Below are 22,671 nucleotides of genomic sequence, written 5' to 3'. Positions count from 1 at the left end.
GTGCCGCGATCGCCAGCAGTTTATCCGGCTGCCAGCGCCCGCCGGGGCAGACAGGCGCTGGCACAGATCGCCACGGGGGCGATGCTTCCGGTTTCAGTTGTGTTCGGAGAATACCCGGGTCTGGCCGCGGTCGTTGAACATCAGTACCTGGTAGGGATCCCGACGGTCACCCATCTCCATGCCGGGGGAACCGATGGGCATGCCCGGAACCGCCAGCCCCAGGGTGTCCGGGGATTCGGCCAGCAGGCGTTTGACGTCGTCCGCCGGCACGTGGCCTTCAATCACATACCCGTCGACAAAGGCGGTATGGCAACTGGCCAGCGCGGGGGTCAGCCCTGAATCGGCCTTGATGTGGTTGAGACGCTGGGTATCGATGCTCTTCACACGGAAGCCGTTGTCCTCCATGTGGTTGGCCCAGTCGATGCAGCACCCGCAGTTGGGGTCTTTGTAAACGGTGATTTCCGGCTTACTGTCTGCCGCCACCGGCATGCTGGTGGACGACAGAATCAGGGCGAGGCCGAGGCTAGGCAGGATAGGTTTCATGGGATTGACCTTTGCTTGCGTGAGTGGCGTCCGGTTGGACGGCGCTGGTTTTAAACAGGCGTAACCGGTTGGCGTTGGTAACCACGGTTACTGAGGACAGTGACATGGCGGCACCGGCCAGGATCGGGCTCATCAATACCCCCCAAAACGGGTAGAGCACACCGGCGGCAACCGGAATGCCCAGGGTGTTGTAGATGAACGCACCAAACAGGTTCTGATGGATGTTACGTACCGTGGCACGGGAGATTTCAATGGCATCCGGTACACCGTGCAGCGAACCGCGCATCAAGGTAATGGACGCACTTTCGATGGCGACGTCGGTGCCGGTACCAATGGCAAAACCCACATCGGCGGCGGCCAGAGCCGGGGCATCGTTAATGCCGTCGCCCACCATGGCGACCACGTGGCCTGCGTTGCGCATCTCTGCCACGATGGCGGCCTTGTCTTTGGGCAAGACTTCGGCACGCACATCATCGATATCCGCCAGTCTGGCGATGGCGGTGGCGGTGGACCCGATATCGCCGGTGACCATCATTACGCGGATGCCGGCTTCGTGCAGCCGGGCAATGGCCGCTTTCGAGTCGGCCTTGATGCTGTCGGCCACCCCGATCACCCCCAGCGCCCGCTGGTCCCGCGCCACAAAAAGCGGCGATCCGGCCTGGTCGGTGATGGTGCGGGCATGGGCATCCAGCGCAGACACATCCACCCCCTGGCTCTCGAGCCAGCGCCGGTTACCGATCCGGATCATGGCGGTGTCGCTGGTGCCTTGCACGCCGCGACCCTCAAGGGCTTCGAAACCGCTGATCCGGCTCAGGGCCAGTTGCCTGGATTTTGCTTCCGCAACAATGGCCTCCGCCAAGGGGTGCTCGGAGTGTTGCTCCAACCCCGCCGCCAGAGCCAGCAAGGCAGACTCATCCCCATCCAATGCCTCCACATGGGTGACCGTCGGTCTGCCTTCGGTAATGGTGCCGGTCTTGTCCAGAATAACCAGATCCACCTTGCCTGCGAGCTGCAGGGCATCGCCCTGACGGATCAACACCCCGTATTCGGCGGCTTTGCCCACACCCACCATGACCGACATGGGTGTGGCCAGCCCCAGAGCGCACGGGCAGGCGATGATGAGCACGGTGGTGGCTGCGATCATCATGTGGGCAATTTTCGGTTCCGGTCCGACCAGATACCACACCACGGCCGATGCCAGGGCAATCACCACGACACCGGGCACGAACACCGACGAAATACGGTCGGCCAGCCTGCCGATAGCCGGTTTGGACCCCTGAGCTTTCTTCACCAGCTGAATGATTTGTGCCAGCGCGGTTTCGCTGCCAACCCGGGTAGCCTCGTACACAATGGCCCCGCGGGTATTGAGGGTACCAGCGGAGACTGCGTCACCACGGCTCCTGGCGGCCGGTATGGGCTCACCGGTGAGCATGCTTTCATCAATGCGGGTGTCGCCTTCGGTGATAACGCCGTCAACCGGCAGTTTTTCGCCCGGGCGAACCCGGAGATGATCGCCCCGCTGCACCTGTTCCACGGGTATTTCCTGCTCTTCGCCATCACGGAGGACCCGGGCCGTCTTGGCCCGTAAATCCAGCAACCGGCGGATGGCGGCCGAGGTTTTGCCCTTGCCGCGCAACTCCAGCGCCTGTCCCAGGTTGATAAACCCGATGATCATGGCCGAGGCCTCAAAATACACGTGGCGCGCCATTTCCGGCAGCAGCCCGGGTGCCGTTGCCACCACCATGGAGTAGAGCCACGCGGTGCCGGTCCCCAGGGCAATCAGCGTATCCATATTGCTGTTGCCGTGCCGCAGTGCTTTCGCGGCGCCGGTAAAGTAATGCCCACCGGTGGTGGCCATGACCACCAGCGTCACCAGGCCGAGTACAAACCAGAGTGTCCGGTTGGCGTCGGTGACCATCATGGAATCAACCCCCATACCCCATACCATCAGCGCAATCCCCAAACCGAGACTGACCGCCATTTTGATCAGCAGCTTGCGGTACTGCGCCCGGTTGGTCTGCTCGTTTTGCGCATCGGCGGTTTCCGGGTCGACGATGATACTGGCACCATAACCGGCCTGTTCGATGGCGTTGATCAGCTGTTCCGCGTCGGCCACACCGCCAGCGGTTGCGGTGTTGTCCGCCAGATTCAGATGCGCCGAGGTCACCCCGGCGACCGCCAGGAGTGCGTGTTCGATGGTCCGCACACAGGAGGCACAGGTGGCGCCCGTCACCGCCAGATAGGTGAACGCAGCGTCCGCTCGGCGCGGGTCGCCGGGGGAAACCGGTGGCGTGTCGGCAACCGGAGACGGTGCGGACTGCGAATCCTGAGCCCGGCCGGGCCGATTGCGCTCCGGCAATGCCTGTGCAGGGTAGCCTGCGTCCGTAACGGCACGGGCGGCCGCAGTGACATCGGTCCCCGCGGGCAGGGCAATGGTTTGCTGTTCAAGGTCGACCCATACGTCGTCGGGGTTGCCCACCAGCGAAGACAGGGCGTTGCGGATCTTCCTGACACAACCCTGGCAGGTGGCGCCGGAGACCGACAGCCGGGGCAGCGGGTCGGTAGACGTAGTCATAACCAGTCACTCCTTGGTGGCGGTGAGCGGGGCGGAGTCGTCCCAGTGTTCGATCAACTGGCATATGGTGTGGCCGTCGGGAACGCCATCGGGCATCTCTTGCCAGATCGCCAGCGCTGACTTCATACGCTGGCGCAGCTGGGTGAGTTCGCAGATCTGCTGTTCAACCTCGGCCAGACGCCGCTCGAACACTTCGCGAACCATCGGGCAGGGCGAATGGGCATGATCCGCTTGCTGCAGGATGCCGCGGATCTCCGGCAGTGAAAACCCCAGTTGCCGGGCTTTGCGGACAAAACGCAGGCGCCGCAAATCGTCCGGGCTGTAGTGATGATAATTGTTGGCCGGATTGCGCTGCGGGTTCAGCAGCTTTTCGCGGGTGTAATGGCGAACCGTATCCGGACTCACCCCGGTTAACGCAGCGAGCTCACTGACTTTCATAAAACACCTGTGCGTGACGTGTACCGTTAGCATAGCTTAAAACCTGTGAGTTACTCACAGGTCAAGCAAGCAATTGATATCAGCCCGCAATGGCCGGGCACAGTGGTTTCAGAAACCTTGCCGTGGTTCAGGCTGACTGCTTTGAGCGCAGGAAACGATGACAATGGGGGCACTGATCCGGAGCCATCAGTTTGGCGTGCCAGCCTATTTTCTGATCACAGGCGGGGCATCGCAGCCGCAACTGCAAAATGATGATGGGTAGAATCAACAGTACGAGAACAACCCCCAGCGGTCCCCAGCTGTCCGCACTGGACAGACCCAGCTCACTGCTGAACACCAGCACCACGATCAGGGCGATGAAGGCGACGATGAAATATCCGCGGTTCCAGGATTCCCAGCGGCGCAGGCGCCGGTTTTGTTCGGGGCTCAGATAGTGGGACGACATAAGCAAAACGCCTGTGGTAGCGAGTGAATCATGCCGGGCTTAAACCGGCTCCAGGTGCAGCAGGTCAGCGTAGCTCTGTTGCAAAGCCGTATCCAGCGCGTGGGCCGGGATCGGCCGGCTGATGAAGTAGCCCTGTGCGCAGTCGCAGTGGTGCTGTTGCAGAAATTGCAGCTGCTCAATGGTTTCAATCCCTTCGGCCACCACCTTCAGCCCCAGATTGTGGCCCAGATTGATGACCGCGCGGGTGATGATCGCGTCGTCGTGCTGTTGGGTCACGTTGGTAATAAAAGAACGGTCGATCTTGATCAGGTCGACCGGAAAATCCCGCAGGTAACCAAGCGATGAATAGCCCACGCCAAAATCATCAATTGCCAGCTTCACGCCAATGTCCCGGAGCCGCGTCAACTGGTTTTTGTTGCGTTCGATGTTCCGGATGAAGTGTTCTTCCGTCAGTTCCACTTCCAGACGGTTGGCGTCGATACGGTGGTGGGTCAGGGTGTGCTGGATGTAATCGACCAGTTCATGGTCGTCCAGTTCCCGCCCCGACAGGTTCACAGCAATGATCAGGTCACGGTAGGGTCCGGTGCGCCAGTGCGCCAGTTGCTGGCAGGCCGCTTTGATCACCCAGCGGCCGAGTGCGGTGATTTGGCCGCTTTCCACCGCCAGCGAAATAAACTCGTCGGGGACCAGCAGGCCACGTTTGGGGTGCTGCCAGCGAACCAGAGCTTCCACACTGCTGATTGTGCCGGTTCGGAGATCAAGCTGGGGCTGGAAAAACAGCACAAACTCCTCACGCACCAGGGCATCAGCGAATTCTTTTTGCAGTGCCAGCCGTTGCAGCTCACGCTCCTGCATCCCTTCGGTGTAAAACTGGTATGTGTTGCGGCCGTTATTTTTGGCGCGGTAGAGGGCAATGTCGGCGTTACGCAACAACAGGTCCGCGTCCAGGCCGCTGTGGGGGTAAACCGCTGCGCCCAGGGTGGCGGTGATGCTGTAACGTTCGCCATGCAGCAGGAAGGGGTCGCGGAAACAACGTTGCAGTTGGCCCAGCAACCAGATGACATCATCCAGACTGGTGACGTGTTGCTGGCAGACCATGAATTCGTCGCCCCCTGAGTAGGCAATCAGAACCCGCTCGTCGCTGAGCGTATCCAGGCGTTGCGCAACCTTAACCAGTAACTCGTCGCCCAGCTGATGGCCCAGGGTGTCATTGAGTGTCTGAAACCGGTCGAGATCGATCATCACCAGCGCCAGCTGGTGTTCCAGGCGCGCGGCAATGGTGAGCGCGTGGGCCACATCGGCCATGAAAAATCGCCGATTGGCCAACCCGGTTAACGCGTCGGTTGATTCCAGGCGGGCCAGGGTCTGTTGTACACCTTCGCGCTGGCGGGTTTCCTGTGACAGGCGCGCGCGCGCGTTGGACAGGGCGCGGTTCCGCTGCAACACGGTTTGCGCCAGCCATATCAGGGCACTGGCCAGAGCGCCCATCAATATCATGGTGATGTAGGTGTACCCGGGCCAGTTGCTGTATTGGGTCTCGACCCAGGCGGTGTTCGGTTTCAGCGTCAACGCCCAGTCCACTGCCGGCAGCTCCACCGTCTCGGTGTGGGTAAAATCCGGATGCAAGGGATGGGCCTGACTGAGCTGGTAGGCCAGGCGGCCGTTTTCAACGATATCTATATCGAAATGTTGGCGCACCCGGGGGGTCAGCAGGGTGCTGGCCAGGGTATCCATGCGGAAGACGCCGGCAATGAACCCGCGGTTTTGCCGGCCGGACGCCACCGGTGCATACAACACCATGCCGGAGCCACCCTGTTGCAGCTCGATCACTCCGGAAATGTCCACCGTGCCGTTGGCCGCAGCGTCCAGCAGGGCGGCCCGCCGGGCGGGTGTAAAACCGACATTGAACCCCAGTGCGTCGGCGTTACCGTCCAGAGGTTCCACCCAGCGGATGAACAGCGCCTCGTCCACCCATTCCAGAGCCTGGTAATTGCCAAAATCAACCAGGTAGCTGCGGGCGTCGTAGCGCCATAACGGCTCGGTCAGTCCGGGGTTTTCCGCCATGCGCTGCGCCATGCGTTGCAACGCCTTGACGTGGGTGTCGAACTCGCGCTCCAGGTTGGCCGCGAGCCGTTGCGCTTCGTAATCGAGGGCCGCCCGTACCCGAAAACTTTCCTGACGCTCAAGTCCGGATTTAAGCCCGATGGCAATAGTGATAAAACCCACCAGGATGAGGAGCGGCATCAGGGGGCTGAGCAGCACCTTCACGGGGCGTTTGTCAGTGGCGCCGGGGGTAATCACAGGAGGTTTCCTCTGACAATATGCATGTGGTTCCATCGGGTAATTTACGTGTGCATTTCACGGGCCTGCCTACTTGCGCAAGGACACGCCCAGCCGCGGAATCTCCTGTTTGGGGCAGCGGTCCATCACCACCGACACCCCGGCGGCCTCGGCACGGGCAGCGCCGCTTTCATTGAGGACGCCGATCTGCATCCAGATCACCGGAATCTTCAGGTTGATGGCCTGATCAATCACCGCATCGGTGCGCACCGGTGCGAGAAACAGATCAGCCATATCCACCGGCTCCGGTATGTCCGCGAGGCTGGCGTACACGGTTTCGCCCCGGAGGGTTTGGCCGGCCAGCTTCGGGTTGACCGGTATGACCCGATAGCCGCGCCCCTGCAGATAAGCCATGACTTCATGGCTGGGCCGGTGGGGTTTGTCACTGGCACCGACAAGCGCCAGCGTGCGGACCGACTCAAGGATCCGGCGGATCTGTTCGGGATGACTGAGGGGCATGGAGCACGGTCTCCGGTTAGCGGTGGACGGGAACGGACGTTACGTTATACCGGATCGCGTCCGGCTTCCAGCGCAATGGATACGGACTCTGTGAAACGCAGCGCATGGGGTTTGTCGATCTCTACCCGCGCCCATTCAACCCGCTGGTGATCCATGACGATGTTCAGCACTTCATGGGTCATGCGTTCCAGCAGTGCGAAGCGGTTGTTTTCGACGTGTTGAATAATCTGTTTGGTGATGGTGCGATAATTCAGGGCCGACTCGATCTCATTGCGGTCGATGGCGTCGGCCGCATCGTAGGTGAGGCACACGTTGATGCGCACGTCCTGCTGATTGTTAATCTCTTCGTCGTTGATGCCGATGTAGGTTCGCAGCAACAAGTTCTGGATGCGCACCGTTGCCTTATGGTTGGCAGCATAAACAGCCATGACAGATCCTCGGTTATCGTTTGTTGATCAGATTGAGAAATTCGGCGCGGGTCGCTTGCGAGTCGCGGAACGACCCCAGCATCATTGACGTTTTCATCAACGAATTCTGCTTCTCGACGCCGCGCATCATCATGCACATGTGCTGGGCTTCGATAACGACAGCGACGCCGCTGGCCCGGGTCACCTGCTCTATGGCGGTGGCAATTTCCCAGGTGAGGTTTTCCTGAATTTGTAGCCGCCGTGCATACATATCAACAATGCGTGCAAACTTCGACAACCCGAGTACCTTGCCCTGGGGAATGTAGGCGATGTGGCATTTGCCAATAAAGGGCAACAGATGGTGCTCACACAAGCTGTAGAGCTCGATGTCCTGCACCACCACCATTTCATCCATGGTGGACGCGAACACGGCGTCGTTGATCAGTTCTGCCAGAGTCTGCTGGTAGCCCCGGGTCAGAAACCGGATCGCCTTGGCTGCCCGCATCGGGGTGTCACGCAGGCCTTCCCGGTCCGGATCTTCGCCCAGGCCGCGAATAATTTCACGGTAGTGTTTGCTGATTTTGCTGGGGGAATCGCTCATGGTTGTCTGCTTCTCGTGGCTCACTGTAAGACGGTTGACCGCGCCGGGCCGCTAGTCGGACCCCGGTCAGGGGTCTGTTTGAGGCCGGTCCTTGTCTGCGTCAGGCGCACCCTGCGGTTGCCGGGTGCGGGCTGTCGGTAGGGGGCTCGGTTTCCGTTGCGGATCGGTCCGCGCCCCGGTCCCCCCCAGACTGATCACTTGATTGCGGCCCTGGTGTTTGGCACGGTACAGCGCCTGGTCCGCACGGTTTAGCCAGGTCGACCAGGTGTCCTTGGCGACGACCTCAGACACCCCGGCGCTGGCGGTCACCTCGATGTCCTGGAAAAACGACTGGGCACGAACGGCCTGTAACAGTTGCATGGCCAGATGAACGGCGTCTTTTTGGCGGGTTTCGGGCAGCACCAGCATGAATTCCTCGCCGCCGATCCGAAACAGCTGATCACTGTCCCGCAGACGTTGCCGCACCCGCTGAGAAAACTCCTGCAGCACCCGGTCACCGACAAGGTGTCCCCATCGGTCGTTGATTTGTTTGAAATAGTCCAGATCGAGCAGGACCAGACTGGACACCCGCTCATAACGTTCGCGGATCTGTATATGGCGGTTAAGAATTTCGGCTAACTGGGACCGGTTGAGACATCCGGTGAGAGGATCGGTGGTCGCCAGACGGGTTAGTTCGGTCTGCAGCAGGCCCACCAGCCACGCGAAGGTCATCACGAACACATAGGTCAACCCGAGTGAGAAACTGATGCGCCAGAAATACCCTTCCGAAAAGGTGGCCAATGAAATGGCGGAGATCACCGCCACATACAGTCCGCTGGTGATGGCCGCGCTGCGCAGGGGCAGCAGGAAAAACGCCGCGGCGGCGGAGGGGTACGCCCAGTAAAGACCAGAATGGCCGTTGATCAGGACCGAATAGGTCGAGCAGACAAACGCCAGGATGACAAAGGGCCAGCCGGCCAGAAAAGAGGTGCGCCGCCAGCGCAAGAAGGCAATGGCCAGAATGGCGTTGACGCAAAACAGCAGCAGCAACGCGGAAAGTACCCGGTTACCCTGACCCCACTGCACCACGACCAGTGGCAGGATGGCAACCAGTGCCCAGAAATGCAGGTGGTAAATTATCTGCCGCTTGAACCCCAGAACCGCCAGTGTGGGGTTGGAAGGCGCCCGGTCATCGGGATTAGAGGCAAATGGCAATATGCGACTCCTGCTGCGCTGCGATAGAACTGTTTCGGTCAGACTTGATCGGGTGAGTCTATCACGCCGTGACGGGGTTGGTTATCTCCGCGCTGACCGCCACCAGACTTACTCCCGGCGATGGGCGCTGAGGCGGTATCCGGTAAAACCGTTAATGGGGTCAATCAGTGCCTTGAAACGGCAGGTGACCGCCACCGGGGTGCTGTTTGCGTCCTGCAGCCAGGTGTCGATGCGGGTGACCGAGCCTTCTTCCCGGGCGGCGTGCAGTGCTGCGTTGACGTTGGTGCGTTCCGCCGGCACCACCCGGTCGGTAAACGACTGCTGGGCCAGCTCGGCAGGGGGCGACTGCAACAGATCGACGACCTGGTCCGAGATGTACCCGATACGCAGTTGCTCGTCCAGTTCGCACACAAAGCCATGGTGCAGGGCCACCAGGTCGCGGCTTCGTTGTTCGCTGTCCCCCAGGGCGCGGTGCAGCACCTCGCGCTCGACGACGGAATTGTCAAAACGCAGCTGCAATTGCTGATGACGGCGGTCACTGCGCGCCAGTTGGCGCTTGTATTCGAACAACCGGGCACTCAGCCAGCCGGTCACCGCAGCGGCCAGTACGGTGAGCAGAAAGCCGCTGATGATGATGCGCCAGCGCGCCGCCGCCCCGGCAGCCACCATGGCCTGACGGCTGGGGGTGAGGGTCAACATCCAGCTGCGGTCACCCAGGGCGATTTCTGAACGTACAGCCACGGAGGCGTCGCCAGGGCCACTGGTGGTGCGTTGAAAAAGGGGCATTTTGGCGTGCTGGCTCAGATCGTGAACGGTGAGTGCAAAGTCCGGGGAGGGAATGTCACGATAGATGGTTGTCAGCCACTCTTGCGGGTCGATGGCCAGACTGACCAGGCCGGTGGTTGAGGCCGGAATGAACAGACGCAAGGCGTCCAGATCCACTCCGCCCCGCCGCACATCGGTGATCGGGGTGGCGGTAATCCGGTCTTCCCGCAGCGCCAGATCGAGCGCCCGGCGCCAGTGGGGAACCGTGGTCGCGACCAGGCCGACGGTGCTGTCCGCCACCAGCGCGTCGGGTTGCGTCCGGGCCCACCGCACAATCAGATATTGCTCCGCAGAATTCAGGGGTTCGGGGGACGGGCCCCGTTGCCAGCGGCCCAACCTTACCGGTTCGCCAACCTCCGCGGAGAGGGCTTGCTCGACCGTGGTACGCTGGCCCGCGGCCACTGGCTTAAGGGCCTCAACCGCCATGACATAGTGGTGGTTGCCGAGCAGGATGCCGGCCCGGTGTTGAAAGAGGGCGAAGGTATCGCTGGGGAAATCGGCGAGCGCCTGGCCCTCGGCAATCAGCTGGGAGATGTGCGAGCGGAGCACCGTGGACAGCCGTTTTTCCTGTTCGTGCAAGGATTTCAGCACCAGCGCCTGGGTTGCCGATCGGGCGGCGTAAGCGGAAAACCAGGTGGTGCCCAGGCCAACCAGGAACACAGCCGCAGGCAGCCACAAAATCGCTGTCCAGCGTACCGCAGAGGCGGGGATAGCCATGTGGGTCTCCATAGGGGAGCCGTAATCTGGCGGCTCCGATGTAGGCATACCCCTACTTTAGTCCAGCCTATGGCGGGAAGGAAACTTTGATAACCGCCTGCGATGGTCAGCTGCGCGGCTGGCGAACGGCGCCGTAAACCAGCAGGAACATGGCAAACGCCGTAACCACCACGGAGGGTCCCGCCGGCGTATCGGCATGCCAGGACAGGCTCAGGCCGCCGCTGACGGCCATTATGCCGATGACCACCGTGATCAGCGCCATCTGTTCGGGACTGCTGGCGAGGCGCCGGGCCGTGGCCGCTGGAATGATCAGCAGGGCGGTGATCAGCAGAACGCCCACAATCTTCATGGCGACCGCGATCACCAGCGAAAACATCAACATCAGCACCAGTCGCAGGCGTTCGACCGCAAAGCCTTCAACCCGCGCCAGCTCTTCGTGAATGGTGGCCATCAACAACCCCTGCCAGAGCCACACCAGCAAAGCCACGATGAGGACCGCGCCGCCGTAGATCCACATCAGGTCATGGCGGCTCATGGCCAGCAGATCACCAAACAGATACCCATTGAGATCGACCCTTACATTGGGCATGAAGCTGAGGGTCACCAGCCCGATGGCCAGGGCGCTGTGGGCCAATATGCCCAGCAAGGTGTCCGTGGCCAGGGTGCGGCTGCGCGCCAGTATGACCAGCACCAGAGCCAGAGCAACGGAGGTAACCACAATGCCGAGATTGAGCGGGATCTGCAACAGAAACCCCAGAGCGATACCCAGCAAGGCCGAGTGGGCCAGAGTGTCGCCGAAATAGGCCAGCCGGCGCCAGACCACAAAACAGCCGAGCGGCCCGGCAACCAGTGCCACCCCGACGCCGCCGAGCAGCGCCCGCCAGAAAAAATCGTCCAGTATGCTGTTAATGAAGGCCATGGGTGGCGCAGTCCTCGGAGTGGTTGTGGTCGTGTGCAATGACATTGCCATGCAGGTCGTGGTCGTGGTTGTGCCGGTGGTGGTAAATGGCCAGGCTTTCGGCCACCGATTGACCGAAGGTCTCAATAAAGGCAGGGTCTTGGGAGATGTCCGCCGGGTAGCCGCTGCAGCAGACGTGCTGATTCAGGCAAATGACTTTGTCGGTGGCGGCCATGACCAGATGGAGGTCGTGGGAAATCATGATCACCCCGCAGTTGAGGGTGTCCCGGAGTTCGCGGATCAGCGTGTACAGGGCGGCCTGGCCGTTGATGTCCACCCCTTGGGCGGGTTCATCCAGGACCAGCAGGTCCGGGCTACGCACCAGCGCCCGGGCGATCAGGACCCGCTGCATTTCCCCGCCGGACAGGTTATGGACGGAGGCGTTCTCAAACAGGTGCTCAACCCGGGTTCGCGCCAGGGCCTCGCGGCAGTTCTGCGCCGATTCTCCGGTCAGCATCATGAACCGTTTCACACTCAGGGGCAGGGTGGCCTGCAAATGGATGTGCTGGGGCACATAGCCGGTCTTGATGCCGGGGTGACGCCAGATGCTGCCCCCGGTAATGGGCTGGATACCGAGCACCGCCTTGATCAGGGTTGTTTTCCCCGCCCCGTTGGGTCCGATGATGGTGAGAATGTCCCCCCGGTTGACGGTCAGGCTGATGTTGCTGACGACGGCAGTGTCCGCAAAGCTCACGGATACCTGTTTCAGTTCGGCGAGGCGATCAGTCATGGGGTTGGGTCTCATGTTCGGGGCTGCAGCCAGGGCATTGACCGGTGATTTCCATGATGGCCTCTTCCGCCACAAAGCGATGGGCCTGGGCCGTTTGGGTGACTGCTGCGGACACCGTCGATGATGAGATTTCCAAGGTGTTCCGGCAGTGGCGGCAAATCAGAAACAGGCTGGTGTGGCACGCGCCCGCGTGGGCGCAGCCGATAAAGGCATTCAAGGACGCAATGCGATGTACCAGGCCGTATTGTTGCAAAAAGTCCAGTGCCCGGTAAACCGTGGGTGGCGCCGCGTTGCGGCCATCGTTTGCAAGGGCCGCCAGCAATTCATAAGCCCCCAGGGGCTGGTGGGACTGCCAAATGAGTTCCAGGACCCGCTCGCGGATGGGGGTCAGGCGTGCATTATGCGCCTTGCATATACTACGGGCATCGGCCAGTGCCTGGGCAACGCAGGCATCATGGTCGTGTGGCCGATAGGGCAACGCAGGGTCTGACATGTCAGTGGCATCCGGTTCAATGTTTGCAACATTATAACATCCGCCGGATTCGCCGTCACGCCATCCTCCGGCGGGCCTAGTGGGCCGCCTCGCGGGCGAGTGACTCCAGATAGTCGAGATTGGGGATTCGCACCGCTTCGCCCTCAATGTCCACCAGCATCAGATCGGCGGGGCCGGTATCACCCTCCACAGCACGAATTTGGTTGCGGGTGACCCGGATCTGGCTGGGAATGCCCTGGGTCACCAGAGCAATGAAAGGTTGCGCCTGCTGCTGGTCGCTGATGGTGTTAAGGATCGCAATCCGGCTGCGGCTGCCTTCCGCAGCGGGTCGCGGGGAGCCGTTGGCGGCATCGTAGGCCAGCGCCGGCAGGGTGAGGCCGCGCCATTCAAGATCGCCCGCCAGCCAGTCCGGCATAGACTCCCTCGGTTCGATGCGAGCGTAATCAACAACTTCCGCAATGGAAACGTTGGGCAGTAATAACTGGGACTCTCCCATGGGGATGATGACGCAGGAGAGCAGGTGGGCGTTTTCGTTCATGAATGTGGTCCTCTGGCGGAATTCCGTTAGTGCCGCTGGGGCTGCCGGCAGGGTTGTGCAAGGGTGTGCACCAGTTGTTGGGCGAGCTGCACCGGTGTGCCGGTAAAGCTGGCACAGCCGGTGGCGGCGACCGAGTCCGGCATGGAGCTGCTGCCGCAGCTGGCGCTGTCCTGTACCCAGATCTTGCTGCCGTGCGCCCGCAGAAAAGGGGCCGCACGGGCCCCGTCGTCGCCCATACCGGAAAACAGTATGGCGTGGCAGTGAGGGCCGTAATGATCCCCTACGTTGAGCAGCACCTGGTCAATGGAGGGGCTGTAGGGACCGGGCCAGGGTGTGTCTTTTTCGATCAGGGTGCCGTTGCGGGACAGGGTCCACTCGTGTTCGACAGGCAACAGGATTGCCTCACCGTTGTGAATTTTCTGTCCGGAAACAGGGCGTTTGAACTGATAGTGAGCGTGGCGGCCGAGCACCCGGGTCAGCACCTCGGTAAAATTGCCGTCAATGTGTTGGGCGTACACAAAGCCCACCGGCAAACCGGGCGGCAGGCTGTCGAGAAACTCCTTGATGGCGGCCGGGCCGCCCAGAGAGGCTCCCAACACCCAGATTTGTTGCGCTGGTCGGGCCGCCTCGCCGGCGGCTGCCCCGGGCACCGGTGGGGGGCCGTCCTGTTCCGGGGCCGACGGGCTGGCGGGCGCGGTGGCCGCAGCGACGGCGTCCGCGGTTTCAAGTACACCCAGATGCTGCGCCAGGGTACGCTGCAGGCGGCGCTCCCAGAGCCGGTAATCCGTGCTGTTGGGTCCCGGTGCGGCTTGCATCCCGAACAGCACCGGCGAATCGCTGTCGGCAAGCAACCGGTCAAACTGGTCCGAGTGGGCGGATTCGTCCTCCAGTACCACCAGCCAGAGCTGCACCTGCGGCAAAGTCGGGTAGGCCGCCAGCCCGTCCGGGACACCCGAAAACCCCGCATCCAGACCCAGTCTGGCGGTGGCGGCCTGCATCCGCTGACATTGCAGCACCGAGTCTGCCACAATCCCGACCCGGGGCCGGGCTGCCGGGCCTGCCATCACTGCTCTCCGGTTAACCGGGCAATCGTGGCCAGCAACACGGCTTCCTGGAAAGGTTTGCCGAGGTATTCGTTAACGCCGATGGCCAGCGCCCGCTCCCGGTGCTTTTGCCCCGTCCGTGACGTGATCATGCAGATGGGAATGTCGCGCAGGCTGCTGTCGTGGCGCACGAAACTGGCGACTTCGAACCCATCCATGCGGGGCATTTCAATATCCAGCAGAATGATATCCGGCTGGTGATCCTGCAGCTGGGCCACCGCATCGAGCCCGTCTTTGGCGGTGATCACCTCCATGCCGTTGCGCTCCAGCAGCCGTGAGGTTACCTTGCGCACCGTCACCGAGTCGTCCACCACCATGACAACAGTGGGCCGCACCTCGTCCAGTTTCGCTTTCTCGATGGCATCCAGTACGGTCTGGCGTTGCTGCTCCGACAACACATCGGAACGGATCATGGCGGGCAAGTCGAGGATGACCACCACGTTTCCGTCACCCAGAATGGTGGCGCCGGAGACCCCCCGGGTGCTGCTGAATTGCGGGCCGAGGGATTTAACCACGATTTCACGGCTGCCGAGGATGTTATCCACCTGCAGCGCCATGGGCTGTTCAGCACCCCGCACCAGAATAACCGGTAAGGGCAGCGCCTGCCCCTGAAGCTTGGGGTGATGGTCGCTGTTCAGCAGGCCGCCCAGGTATTGCAGACGGTATTGCTGGCCGGCGTACTCGTACAGGGGTGCATCCGGCTGGTAGTACTCTTCCAGTTCATAGGTGCTGACCCGCACGATACCTTCGATCGTGTTCAAGGGGATGGCGTAGAAGTCTTCCCCCGTGGAAACCATCAGGGCGCGGTTCACGGAGACCGTAAACGGCAACCGGACGATGAACGTGGTGCCTTGGCCGGGCTTGGAGTCGATGTCAAGACTGCCACCCAGCTGCTTGATTTCACTGGCCACCACGTCCATGCCCACCCCGCGGCCGGAGATCTGGGTGACATTCTGCGCGGTGGAAAATCCGGGCTGCAAGATAAACTGCAGAATGTCCCGGTCGCTGAAATCGTCGTCCGCGCGCATCATTCCCAGCTTAATCGCCTTCTCACGGATGTTCTGCACCGGGATACCGGCCCCGTCATCCATCATCCGCAAGACGACATCACCCCCTTCGCGGGACAGTGACAGGGTGATGTTGCCCGCTTCGGGTTTACCGGCCTGCACACGGGCTTCCGGCGATTCGATGCCGTGGTCGAGGGCGTTGCGCAGCATGTGCTCCATGGGCGCAATCATCCGCTCCAGGATATTGCGGTCCATTTCGCCCTCGGCGTTGCGCACGTCAAAGCTGGCCTTCTTGCCCAGCTCACTGCTGATCTGGCGAACAATGCGGCGCAGCCGTGGCAGCATGGAGGCAAACGGGATCATCCGGGTCTTCATCAGGCCTTCCTGAAGCTCGGTGTTGATCCGGGATTGTTGCACCAGCAACGTTTCCGTGTCTTTCAGGCGCTCGGCCAGGGTCGAGCGCAGATCGGCGAGGTCGGAGGACGACTCGCTGAGCGCGCGGGAGAGTTGCTGGATGGAGGAATAGCGGTCCATCTCCAGCGGGTCGAAATCGTCGCCGTAATCCGGGCCGTGCTCCCGTTCGGTGCGGAACAGGATTTGTGCTTCGGTTTCGATGTCCATGCGCCGCAGTTGTTCGCGCAAACGTTCGATGGTCGAGGCCATTTCATCCAGGGTGTGACTGAAATCACTGGTCTGCTGTTCCAGCCGACCCCGGGTGATACTGGTTTCGCCCGCCAGATTGACCAGTTCATCCAGCAGCGGCGCCGACACCCGGATGCTTTCCTGGGCCGTGCGGCTGGCTGGTGCGCCCCGATTGGGTTCAGCCGGCTTGGCGGCGGCCTTCATCGGCGGGGCCGCTGGTTTGGGGGCCGTGGCTGGCTCTGTTGCTGCCGCCGCCACTGGCGTTTCCGGCGCCGCGTTCACCTGTTCGTCATAGCGCTGGCTGATGTCGACCAGCTGGGCATTCAGCTGTTGGTAATCGGCGTTGATCGTCTGCCACACCGCCGGTTCCGGTAGCTGACCCTCGATCTCCACCAGCCGCATTTCCAGGTTGTGGGCCAGATCACCCAGTTCCGGCAGTTGCGACAGACGCGCGCCGCCTTTCAAGGTATGCAGTACGCGCTGCGCATCCCGGTTGAACTGGGGATTGGCGGGTTCGGCCTGCCAGGCGGCGAAAAACTGCGCTAATTGGTCGAGCAGTTCACGGGCCTCCTCTTTGAACGTCTCGAGGACATCCAGGTCGATGGCGGTTTCCTCGAGGCTTGCCGCCTGCACCGCTTCGGCTGTGGCGTCGTTAAGCGCGGTTATGATCGCACTGGCATCCAGCGCGGGCGCGGGGGTGCGGGCCAGCGAGTCCAGCATGGTGTTCAGCGAGGCGTGGGCGCGGTCACTCAGCACCAGCACCGCCTGCTGGGCGCCGGGGTGGCTGAGCAGTGTATTGAGGCTTGCGTCCCATGCGTCCGCGAGGTCGGCAATGGCGTCCACGTCTGACAGCCGGGCACCGCCTTTGAGGGTATGCAACTCTTGCTGTATGCCCGACACACTGGCCAGCGCCATGCCTCCTTCGCGCCAATGCACCAGGTGTTCCGCGATGGCCTGAGCGATTTCCCGGGCTTCTGTCAGGAAGATGTCGATTAGCTCGCTGTGGTCTTCGTCGGCCGGCAAGGCGGCGGTTGTGGCCATGTCCAGGGCGGTCAGCGCAGGCGTGGTCGGCAGACTGCGGCCGTCACTGACCGCTGTTTGCAGTTCGCTCAGCAGCGCCGGATCGGAGCTGCACTGACCGCTGTCGGTAATGGTTTCCACCAGGGTCGCCAGATGGTCGTGCGCCCGGACCGCCAGATCGCGGCGGGCTTCGGTGGCGGCAATCTGGCCGTCGGCGATCCGCTCGAACAGGGTTTCCATTTCGTGGGCGATATCGGCGATGGGGGCGATATCCGCCATGCGGGCACCGCCCTTGAGGGTGTGTAATTCCCGCTGTAGCTCGGTGACCAGCTGCGGCTGTTCCGGATTGGCACGCCAGTTGTGCAGCAGCTCCGCGGTGGTGTCGATGATTTCGGTGGCTTCTTCGAGGAAAATCTCCACCACCTCGGAATCCAGCGCGACCACCTGGGGCGCCGCCGGCTGGCTTTCGCTGACCGGGGCACCACTGGCCCCATCCCGGGTATTGGCCCGGTAGGTCTGGATGTCGCCAATCAGATCCGGCGCCGGGCGCAGCACGGACTGGCTCGACAGCGCGTCGATCATGCCGGCGATCCGGTCGTGGCAGCGGAACAGCAAATCAGACAACTCTTCGCTGACCGGTACCCGTGCGCCGGTCAAATCCTCGAACAGGTTCTCCAGCTCATGGGTCAGATCGCCTACCGGCCCAATGTCTGCCAGCCTCGCTCCGCCCTTGAGTGTATGAATGTTCCGCTGCACGAGCCGCAACAGTTCTTCGTTGTCCGGCTGGTCGCTCCACGCCTGCAGCGCTTCGCCCGAACTGGCAACCAGTTCCTGGGCTTCTTCCAGAAATATTTCCGTCAGCTCCAGATCATCGTCGGAGAGGTCGGGGTGCGAGTCATCTTGCCCGGCGGTTCCGGTAAGCCCCAGATCCAGGTCCAGAGAGCGGGCCAGGTCGTCCAGTTCGCCGCTGAGCTCCTGTGCCTGGGCTGCAGCGACCGTGTTGGCGTCGTTGGCCGGCCGGTTGCTCAACAGGTATTCCAGCTCATTGATGAGCGAAGCGTCGAGCGCGGTCGCCAATCCTGCGGCGGCCTGATCCATCATGTTGATCAGGTTTTCATGGGCCTCTCTGGACACGCTCACAAAGGCTTCGGACGGCGCCTTGTGGAGCTTCAGGTGGCGCCGGTAGCAGGTGGCCAGGGCGGCAGCCAGCTCGGCAATGTCGTCGAGCCGGGCCTGTTGGGCGGCGCCGGTCAATTGTTGCAGTTCCGCGATCAGGGTATCCAGTGGCGCCGTCTGCTCGGGTTCGCTGGCCCACTGGTTCAGCAGGGTATCTGCGTTCAGCAGGATGTCCAGGCCTTCATGGAGGAACAACTGGACCAGCTGGGGATCGGCCTGGGGGTCAACGGACTGGATCTCGGCGTCGGTATGGCTGCCCAGGGTGTGCACCGAGACCTGATTGAGGCGTTCAAGAAACGCTTCGGTGCCGGGCAGGTCGCTTTGCGGGCAGCGACGGATTTGCTCCAGACCTTCGTCGACAAACCGGCAGGCCCGGTCTATCAGCTCGATCACGTCACGATCCGCGCGCAGGTTCTGGGCGCGCGCATCTTTCACATAGCGCTCGAGCGGTGTGACGATCTTGGCGATGGGCGAAATGGCGGCGGTGTGGGCGCTGCCCTTCAGGGTGTGCAGTGCCCGCGAGACATGGTCGTTGTAACTGACGGAGTGCTTGCCCTCGGCATTCTTCAAAAAGCCGTGCAGGGTGCCCAGGTGTGCCCGGGTTTCACTTTCAAAAATTTCCAGCAATACCGGGTCAACCAGCTCATGGATGGCGCCGTCTTCGTACCCCTCGGCGCTGTCTGCTGCCGGGACGTCAGTATCGGCCATCGGCATGGCGTGGGCGTTGGGGATTTCCCCGTTGGCCAGCGTCTGAGCCAGGGCTTCGAACGCTGTTGTGTCATGGCGGGGTGGGCGCCGGGCTTCAAAATCCGCCACCAGATCCGGCATGATGCCGGTCACTCTGGTGAGCAGATCGGCGATGTCGGCGTTCATGAATACGCCGCCGTCGATCACCCGGTTCAGCATGTTCTCGATGGCCCAGGCCAGCTCGCCGATATCATCGGCGCCGACCATCCGGCCACTGCCCTTGAGGGTATGGTAGGCACGGCGCACTTCGGCCAGTGCGCTGCGGTCGTCGGGCTGCCGCAACAACTGGGGAAGGAACTCGCCAATGGTGTCGAGCACCTCTGCGGCCTCTTCGACGAATATTTCCAGAATTTCGTCGTCGATGAGGTCATCCGTGTCCGCCTCCGGAATACCGGTATTGGCTTCGGTACCTGGTTGCGCTTCAATGTCGGCTTCGGCTTCGGCTTCGGCTTCGGCTTCGGCTTCGGCTTCGGCTTCGGCTTCGGCTTCGGCCTCAACTGGGGCGTCCAGGGGGAAGCCATCTGTGATTTGCTCTTCGGGGGCGGCGGCATCTGTGGCGGTCGTTTCAACGCTGACCGTGTCCGGTTCCCCGGTGGTGTCGGCGGACACCTTGCGGGTGGTTGACAGGGCTTCGGCGCGGGCAATCAGTGCCCGGACATCGCCATCGGCCTGGCCTTGACGGAATTCGGCGATCAGCTCAGGCAACCGCTCGTGAACGGTATCGAGCAGGGTAAACAGCTCGTCCACCGGTTTGAGCGTCTGGTTAATCACCAGGTTTAACAAGCTCTCGACCGCCCATGCGAGCTCCGCCAGACTGTTGGCGCCCACCAGGCGACCACTGCCTTTCAGGGTGTGATAGGCACGGCGTACTTCCGACAGCGCACGGTGATTGCCAGGGTCCTGAAGCAGTTGCGGATAATAGTGGCGAATGGTGTCCAGCACTTCTTCCGCTTCTTCGACAAAGATACTGAGGATCTCATCATCCAGTAACTCGTCGTCAGACGCCTTGTCTGCCGGTGGCGCAGCCGCGGGTTCGACGCTGTCGCTTGCTGCGGTTTCGGCCTGGGTCCAGGTGGCTGCCGCTCCGGCTGGAAAGCCCAGCGACTCAAGGCTCTGTTCGGCGATCCGCAAAATACTCTCATTTTCGGTTATCCCGTCGAGCAGACGCTCGAGGTAGTACTCGATACTGGTGACCGCGTCGGCGAGCGTGTCCAGTTGCTGCCAGTCGGGCACATGTTTACCGGTCAGCAGCACGTTGCTGACGTAGGCTTCACAGGATTCCAGCATGTCGGTGATGCGGGGCAGGGGCAGCAGACTGAGGCCTCCGCGAATGCTGTGGATCAGCCCGGGTACGTGTTCGATTTCGCGGCTGTCCCACTGGGACGCAATAAAATTGATGATCGCCGTTTTAATCTGCTCCAGCGTATTGCGGGATTCCCGCAGCAAGGCAGTGTTGGCGTCTCCCAACTCTTGACGGCCATAGTTGGCCTCACCGGATTGGGTGTCCCCGGACGGAAGCTGCTGGTCGTTATCGAGGCTGGTCAGACTGGATTCGACGTACAGCAGCGCCCCGGCGATGTCCATCAGCGTGGTGTCGTCCACCGCCTCCGCCTGGTTGCTCAGCCGGTCGATGATGTCGATCTGTTCGGCAATCACCTGGCGGGGGATGCCCAGGCCCAGCACGTCCAGAGTGTTGGCAATCTGACGCAATCCGGGTATCAGGTCGACCAGGTCATTGGTATTGCGCATCGGGGACCGGACAAACAGATCCAATTGGTCTTTTTGTTTGGCCAGTTCCTCATTCAGGGCGATGACCACCGAATGAATGGCTTCGCGTCCGGGACCGCTGACACGGGTGCGTGCCGCGCTGACATCATCCTCCGAGGGCAACGCCTCGTCGAGCCGGTAGCGCTCACGGAGTTCCCGGGTGTAGGGGCTGTCCAGCTCGCGGGCGCGGGCAACGTAATACAGCAGGTGCTTGAACAGTGCCTCCGGCATGGGCTGTTGCAGGATGTCGACGTGTTCGTCCACCAGCCGGCGCAGTTCGAGGTCGAGATTGCGCAGAATGGATTTGACGGCGGTATTAACCGGGTTGTCTCCGCTTTGCAGGGTTTCCACGAACCCGCCCGCGGCCTTCCAGAGTTCGGCCCGGGAGGTGGGCTGACAGAGTTTGACCAGGCGCTCAATCACCTTGTGCAGATAGTCGAATTGGGCCGGCAAGCTTTCCTCGCGGACAATGCCGACCAGCGCATGCTGGTACATCTGACGCAGTTTGCGCAGGTAACCCTGCACCTTCGCGTCACTGAGGCGCACCGAAGAGCTGCCAGTGGCCTTGGACTGGATATGGGTCAGGTCCGGCTTGAACAGGGCGGTGTCCGACAGCAGGGATTCACCCCGGGCCGCGCGCAGATCGTTGAGCAGCGGCAGCAGCACCAGCGGGAAGTCATCCCGGCTACTTCCCAGATGCTCAAGGTACTGGGGCAGCTGGAGGATGGCGTCCATCAGCACGGATATCGCTTCGTCGACGCTGGTGACGGTTTCGTTGAGGAGCGCCAGTGTCAGATTTTCCATCTCTTCGGTCAGCGAGGCCGCCCCAAAGAGTTCCACCATCTGCAAAGTGCCGTGCACCTGATGGAGATAGTTCAGGCAGAACCGCAAACGTGCGGTATCGTCTCGATTTTCGGCAAACGCCTCGAGCGCCTGCTGACTCTGTGTCAGCGTCTCCTGTATTTCGCCTCGGACCCAGTCCAGGGCGCTTCTGCCATGGTGATTGCCCATAACCACTCCGGTTATTCTTTGTCAGTCTGGCGTCGAGTCCACGCCAGCACATTCTCTGAGGGTACCCGCTGCAGTCCTGGTAGCTGCCAATCGGTCAGCTCACCCTGACCGAGAACCAACAGGCCCCCGGGTGCCAGTCTCTCTGCGAGTCGCGTAACAATTTCGCGCCGTCGCCAGCGGCGAAAATAAATCAACAGATTCTGGCAGAAGATGATGTTCATGCCGTGCATGGGCGCGTATTTCAGATCCAGGACGTTGAGCCTGGTGAAGCACACGCGCTCACGAATCGAATCTGCAATCTGCACGGCATGCCGCCCGGCGGGGCGGAAATACCGTGTCTGCAATGTGTCGTCCACGTCCAGCAGTTTGCGGCGGGTGAACCTGCCTTGCTGCGCCTTGCTGATGGCCGGTTTACTGACGTCGGAACCGGTTACGCCGAACAAGGGCGGCAGTTCCAGCCGGGTCATGCACTCATTCAGCAGCATGGCCAGCGAATACACCTCTTCGCCGGTCGAACACCCCACACTCCACGCCTCCAAGGGGCGGTGCCGGAGCGACTCTTCCGGCTGTGCAAGCACGTAATCCGCCACCAGATCAAAGGCGTCAGGATCCCGGAAGAACCGGGTCTCCTGCACGGTCAGGCGGTCGACCAGAACCGACCACTCGACCATCGCGGCCGGGCTCGAGACCACCGTTTCGTAATAGGTCTGGAAGTTGCTGCAGCCGATTTCCCGCATGCGAATACCCAGATGCGTCTCGAGAAACGACTTGCGGTGTGACGGCAGTGTTATCCCGGTACGGTGTTCCAGCAGGTTCTGCCACTGGTTGAACTGCGCCTCGTCCATGTTCAGACGTCGGCGCAGGGTCCAGGGGCCGGAGCCAGCGGCAAGCGGGTGGTGAACATCGGCCATGATCAGTCGTCAGCTCCAGCGGTG

The 22,671-nt window shown here is 61.8% G+C and carries 17 protein-coding genes; all 17 read right to left on the bottom strand.

What is annotated here, in order from left to right; translation table 11 throughout:
- Positions 1 to 93: 93 nt before the first annotated feature.
- Positions 94 to 543 carry a DUF411 domain-containing protein gene (locus BG841_RS04995; protein WP_070056646.1) on the bottom strand — a complete coding sequence of 150 codons (450 nt, stop codon included), beginning with the start codon at positions 541 to 543 and terminating at the stop codon, positions 94 to 96.
- Positions 524 to 3,118, bottom strand: a complete 2,595-nt coding sequence (locus BG841_RS04990; protein ID WP_074454287.1) for a heavy metal translocating P-type ATPase — start codon at positions 3,116 to 3,118, stop codon at positions 524 to 526. Before BG841_RS04990 ends, BG841_RS04995 begins: the two co-directional genes overlap by 20 nt.
- 6 nt (positions 3,119 to 3,124) lie before the next feature.
- The gene (locus BG841_RS04985) at positions 3,125 to 3,556 is read right to left on the bottom strand and encodes a MerR family transcriptional regulator (protein ID WP_070056645.1); all 432 of its coding nucleotides are present in this window, start codon (positions 3,554 to 3,556) and stop codon (positions 3,125 to 3,127) included.
- 127 nt (positions 3,557 to 3,683) lie between these two features.
- On the bottom strand, positions 3,684 to 4,001 hold the full coding sequence (locus tag BG841_RS04980) for a hypothetical protein (RefSeq protein WP_070056644.1): 318 nt from the start codon (positions 3,999 to 4,001) through the stop codon (positions 3,684 to 3,686).
- Positions 4,002 to 4,040: 39 nt separating this feature from the next.
- Positions 4,041 to 6,302, bottom strand: a complete 2,262-nt coding sequence (locus BG841_RS04975; RefSeq protein WP_322853359.1) for a putative bifunctional diguanylate cyclase/phosphodiesterase — start codon at positions 6,300 to 6,302, stop codon at positions 4,041 to 4,043.
- A 69-nt stretch (positions 6,303 to 6,371) separates the two neighbouring features.
- Positions 6,372 to 6,800: a CoA-binding protein gene (locus BG841_RS04970; RefSeq protein WP_070056643.1), complete on the bottom strand. Its 429-nt coding sequence runs from the start codon at positions 6,798 to 6,800 to the stop codon at positions 6,372 to 6,374.
- Between the two features lie 44 nt (positions 6,801 to 6,844).
- The gene (gene folX / locus BG841_RS04965) at positions 6,845 to 7,228 is read right to left on the bottom strand and encodes a dihydroneopterin triphosphate 2'-epimerase (protein WP_070056642.1); all 384 of its coding nucleotides are present in this window, start codon (positions 7,226 to 7,228) and stop codon (positions 6,845 to 6,847) included.
- 13 nt (positions 7,229 to 7,241) lie between these two features.
- Positions 7,242 to 7,808 (bottom strand): GTP cyclohydrolase I FolE, encoded by a 567-nt coding sequence (gene folE / locus BG841_RS04960; RefSeq protein WP_070056641.1) that lies wholly within the window; start codon positions 7,806 to 7,808, stop codon positions 7,242 to 7,244.
- Positions 7,809 to 7,874: 66 nt separating this feature from the next.
- Positions 7,875 to 9,002: a sensor domain-containing diguanylate cyclase gene (locus BG841_RS04955; RefSeq protein ID WP_070056640.1), complete on the bottom strand. Its 1,128-nt coding sequence runs from the start codon at positions 9,000 to 9,002 to the stop codon at positions 7,875 to 7,877.
- Between the two features lie 108 nt (positions 9,003 to 9,110).
- Entirely contained in the window at positions 9,111 to 10,544 is a 1,434-nt protein-coding gene (locus BG841_RS04950) for a PAS domain-containing protein (protein WP_070056639.1), read from the bottom strand.
- Positions 10,545 to 10,650: 106 nt separating this feature from the next.
- Positions 10,651 to 11,463 (bottom strand): zinc ABC transporter permease subunit ZnuB, encoded by an 813-nt coding sequence (znuB, locus tag BG841_RS04945; RefSeq protein WP_070056638.1) that lies wholly within the window; start codon positions 11,461 to 11,463, stop codon positions 10,651 to 10,653.
- Entirely contained in the window at positions 11,450 to 12,232 is a 783-nt protein-coding gene (gene znuC / locus BG841_RS04940) for a zinc ABC transporter ATP-binding protein ZnuC (protein WP_070056637.1), read from the bottom strand. The genes znuB and znuC overlap by 14 nt, the downstream gene beginning before the upstream one ends.
- Positions 12,225 to 12,725, bottom strand: a complete 501-nt coding sequence (locus tag BG841_RS04935) for a Fur family transcriptional regulator (protein ID WP_070056636.1) — start codon at positions 12,723 to 12,725, stop codon at positions 12,225 to 12,227. Before BG841_RS04935 ends, znuC begins: the two co-directional genes overlap by 8 nt.
- Before the next feature lie 76 nt (positions 12,726 to 12,801).
- The gene (locus tag BG841_RS04930; protein WP_070056635.1) at positions 12,802 to 13,263 is read right to left on the bottom strand and encodes a chemotaxis protein CheW; all 462 of its coding nucleotides are present in this window, start codon (positions 13,261 to 13,263) and stop codon (positions 12,802 to 12,804) included.
- Positions 13,264 to 13,289: 26 nt separating this feature from the next.
- On the bottom strand, positions 13,290 to 14,327 hold the full coding sequence (locus BG841_RS04925) for a chemotaxis protein CheB (RefSeq protein ID WP_070056634.1): 1,038 nt from the start codon (positions 14,325 to 14,327) through the stop codon (positions 13,290 to 13,292).
- A complete protein-coding gene (locus tag BG841_RS04920) occupies positions 14,327 to 21,736 on the bottom strand; it encodes an Hpt domain-containing protein (RefSeq protein WP_070056633.1) in 7,410 nt (2,469 codons plus the stop codon). The genes BG841_RS04925 and BG841_RS04920 overlap by 1 nt, the downstream gene beginning before the upstream one ends.
- Before the next feature lie 11 nt (positions 21,737 to 21,747).
- Positions 21,748 to 22,647, bottom strand: coding sequence for a CheR family methyltransferase (locus BG841_RS04915; RefSeq protein WP_070056632.1), 900 nt, complete (start codon positions 22,645 to 22,647; stop codon positions 21,748 to 21,750).
- Positions 22,648 to 22,671: the final 24 nt, after the last annotated feature.

The organism is Marinobacter sp. X15-166B (assembly GCF_001752365.1).
Lineage (GTDB): Bacteria > Pseudomonadota > Gammaproteobacteria > Pseudomonadales > Oleiphilaceae > Marinobacter.
This window is presented reverse-complemented; position numbering and strand designations above follow the sequence as displayed.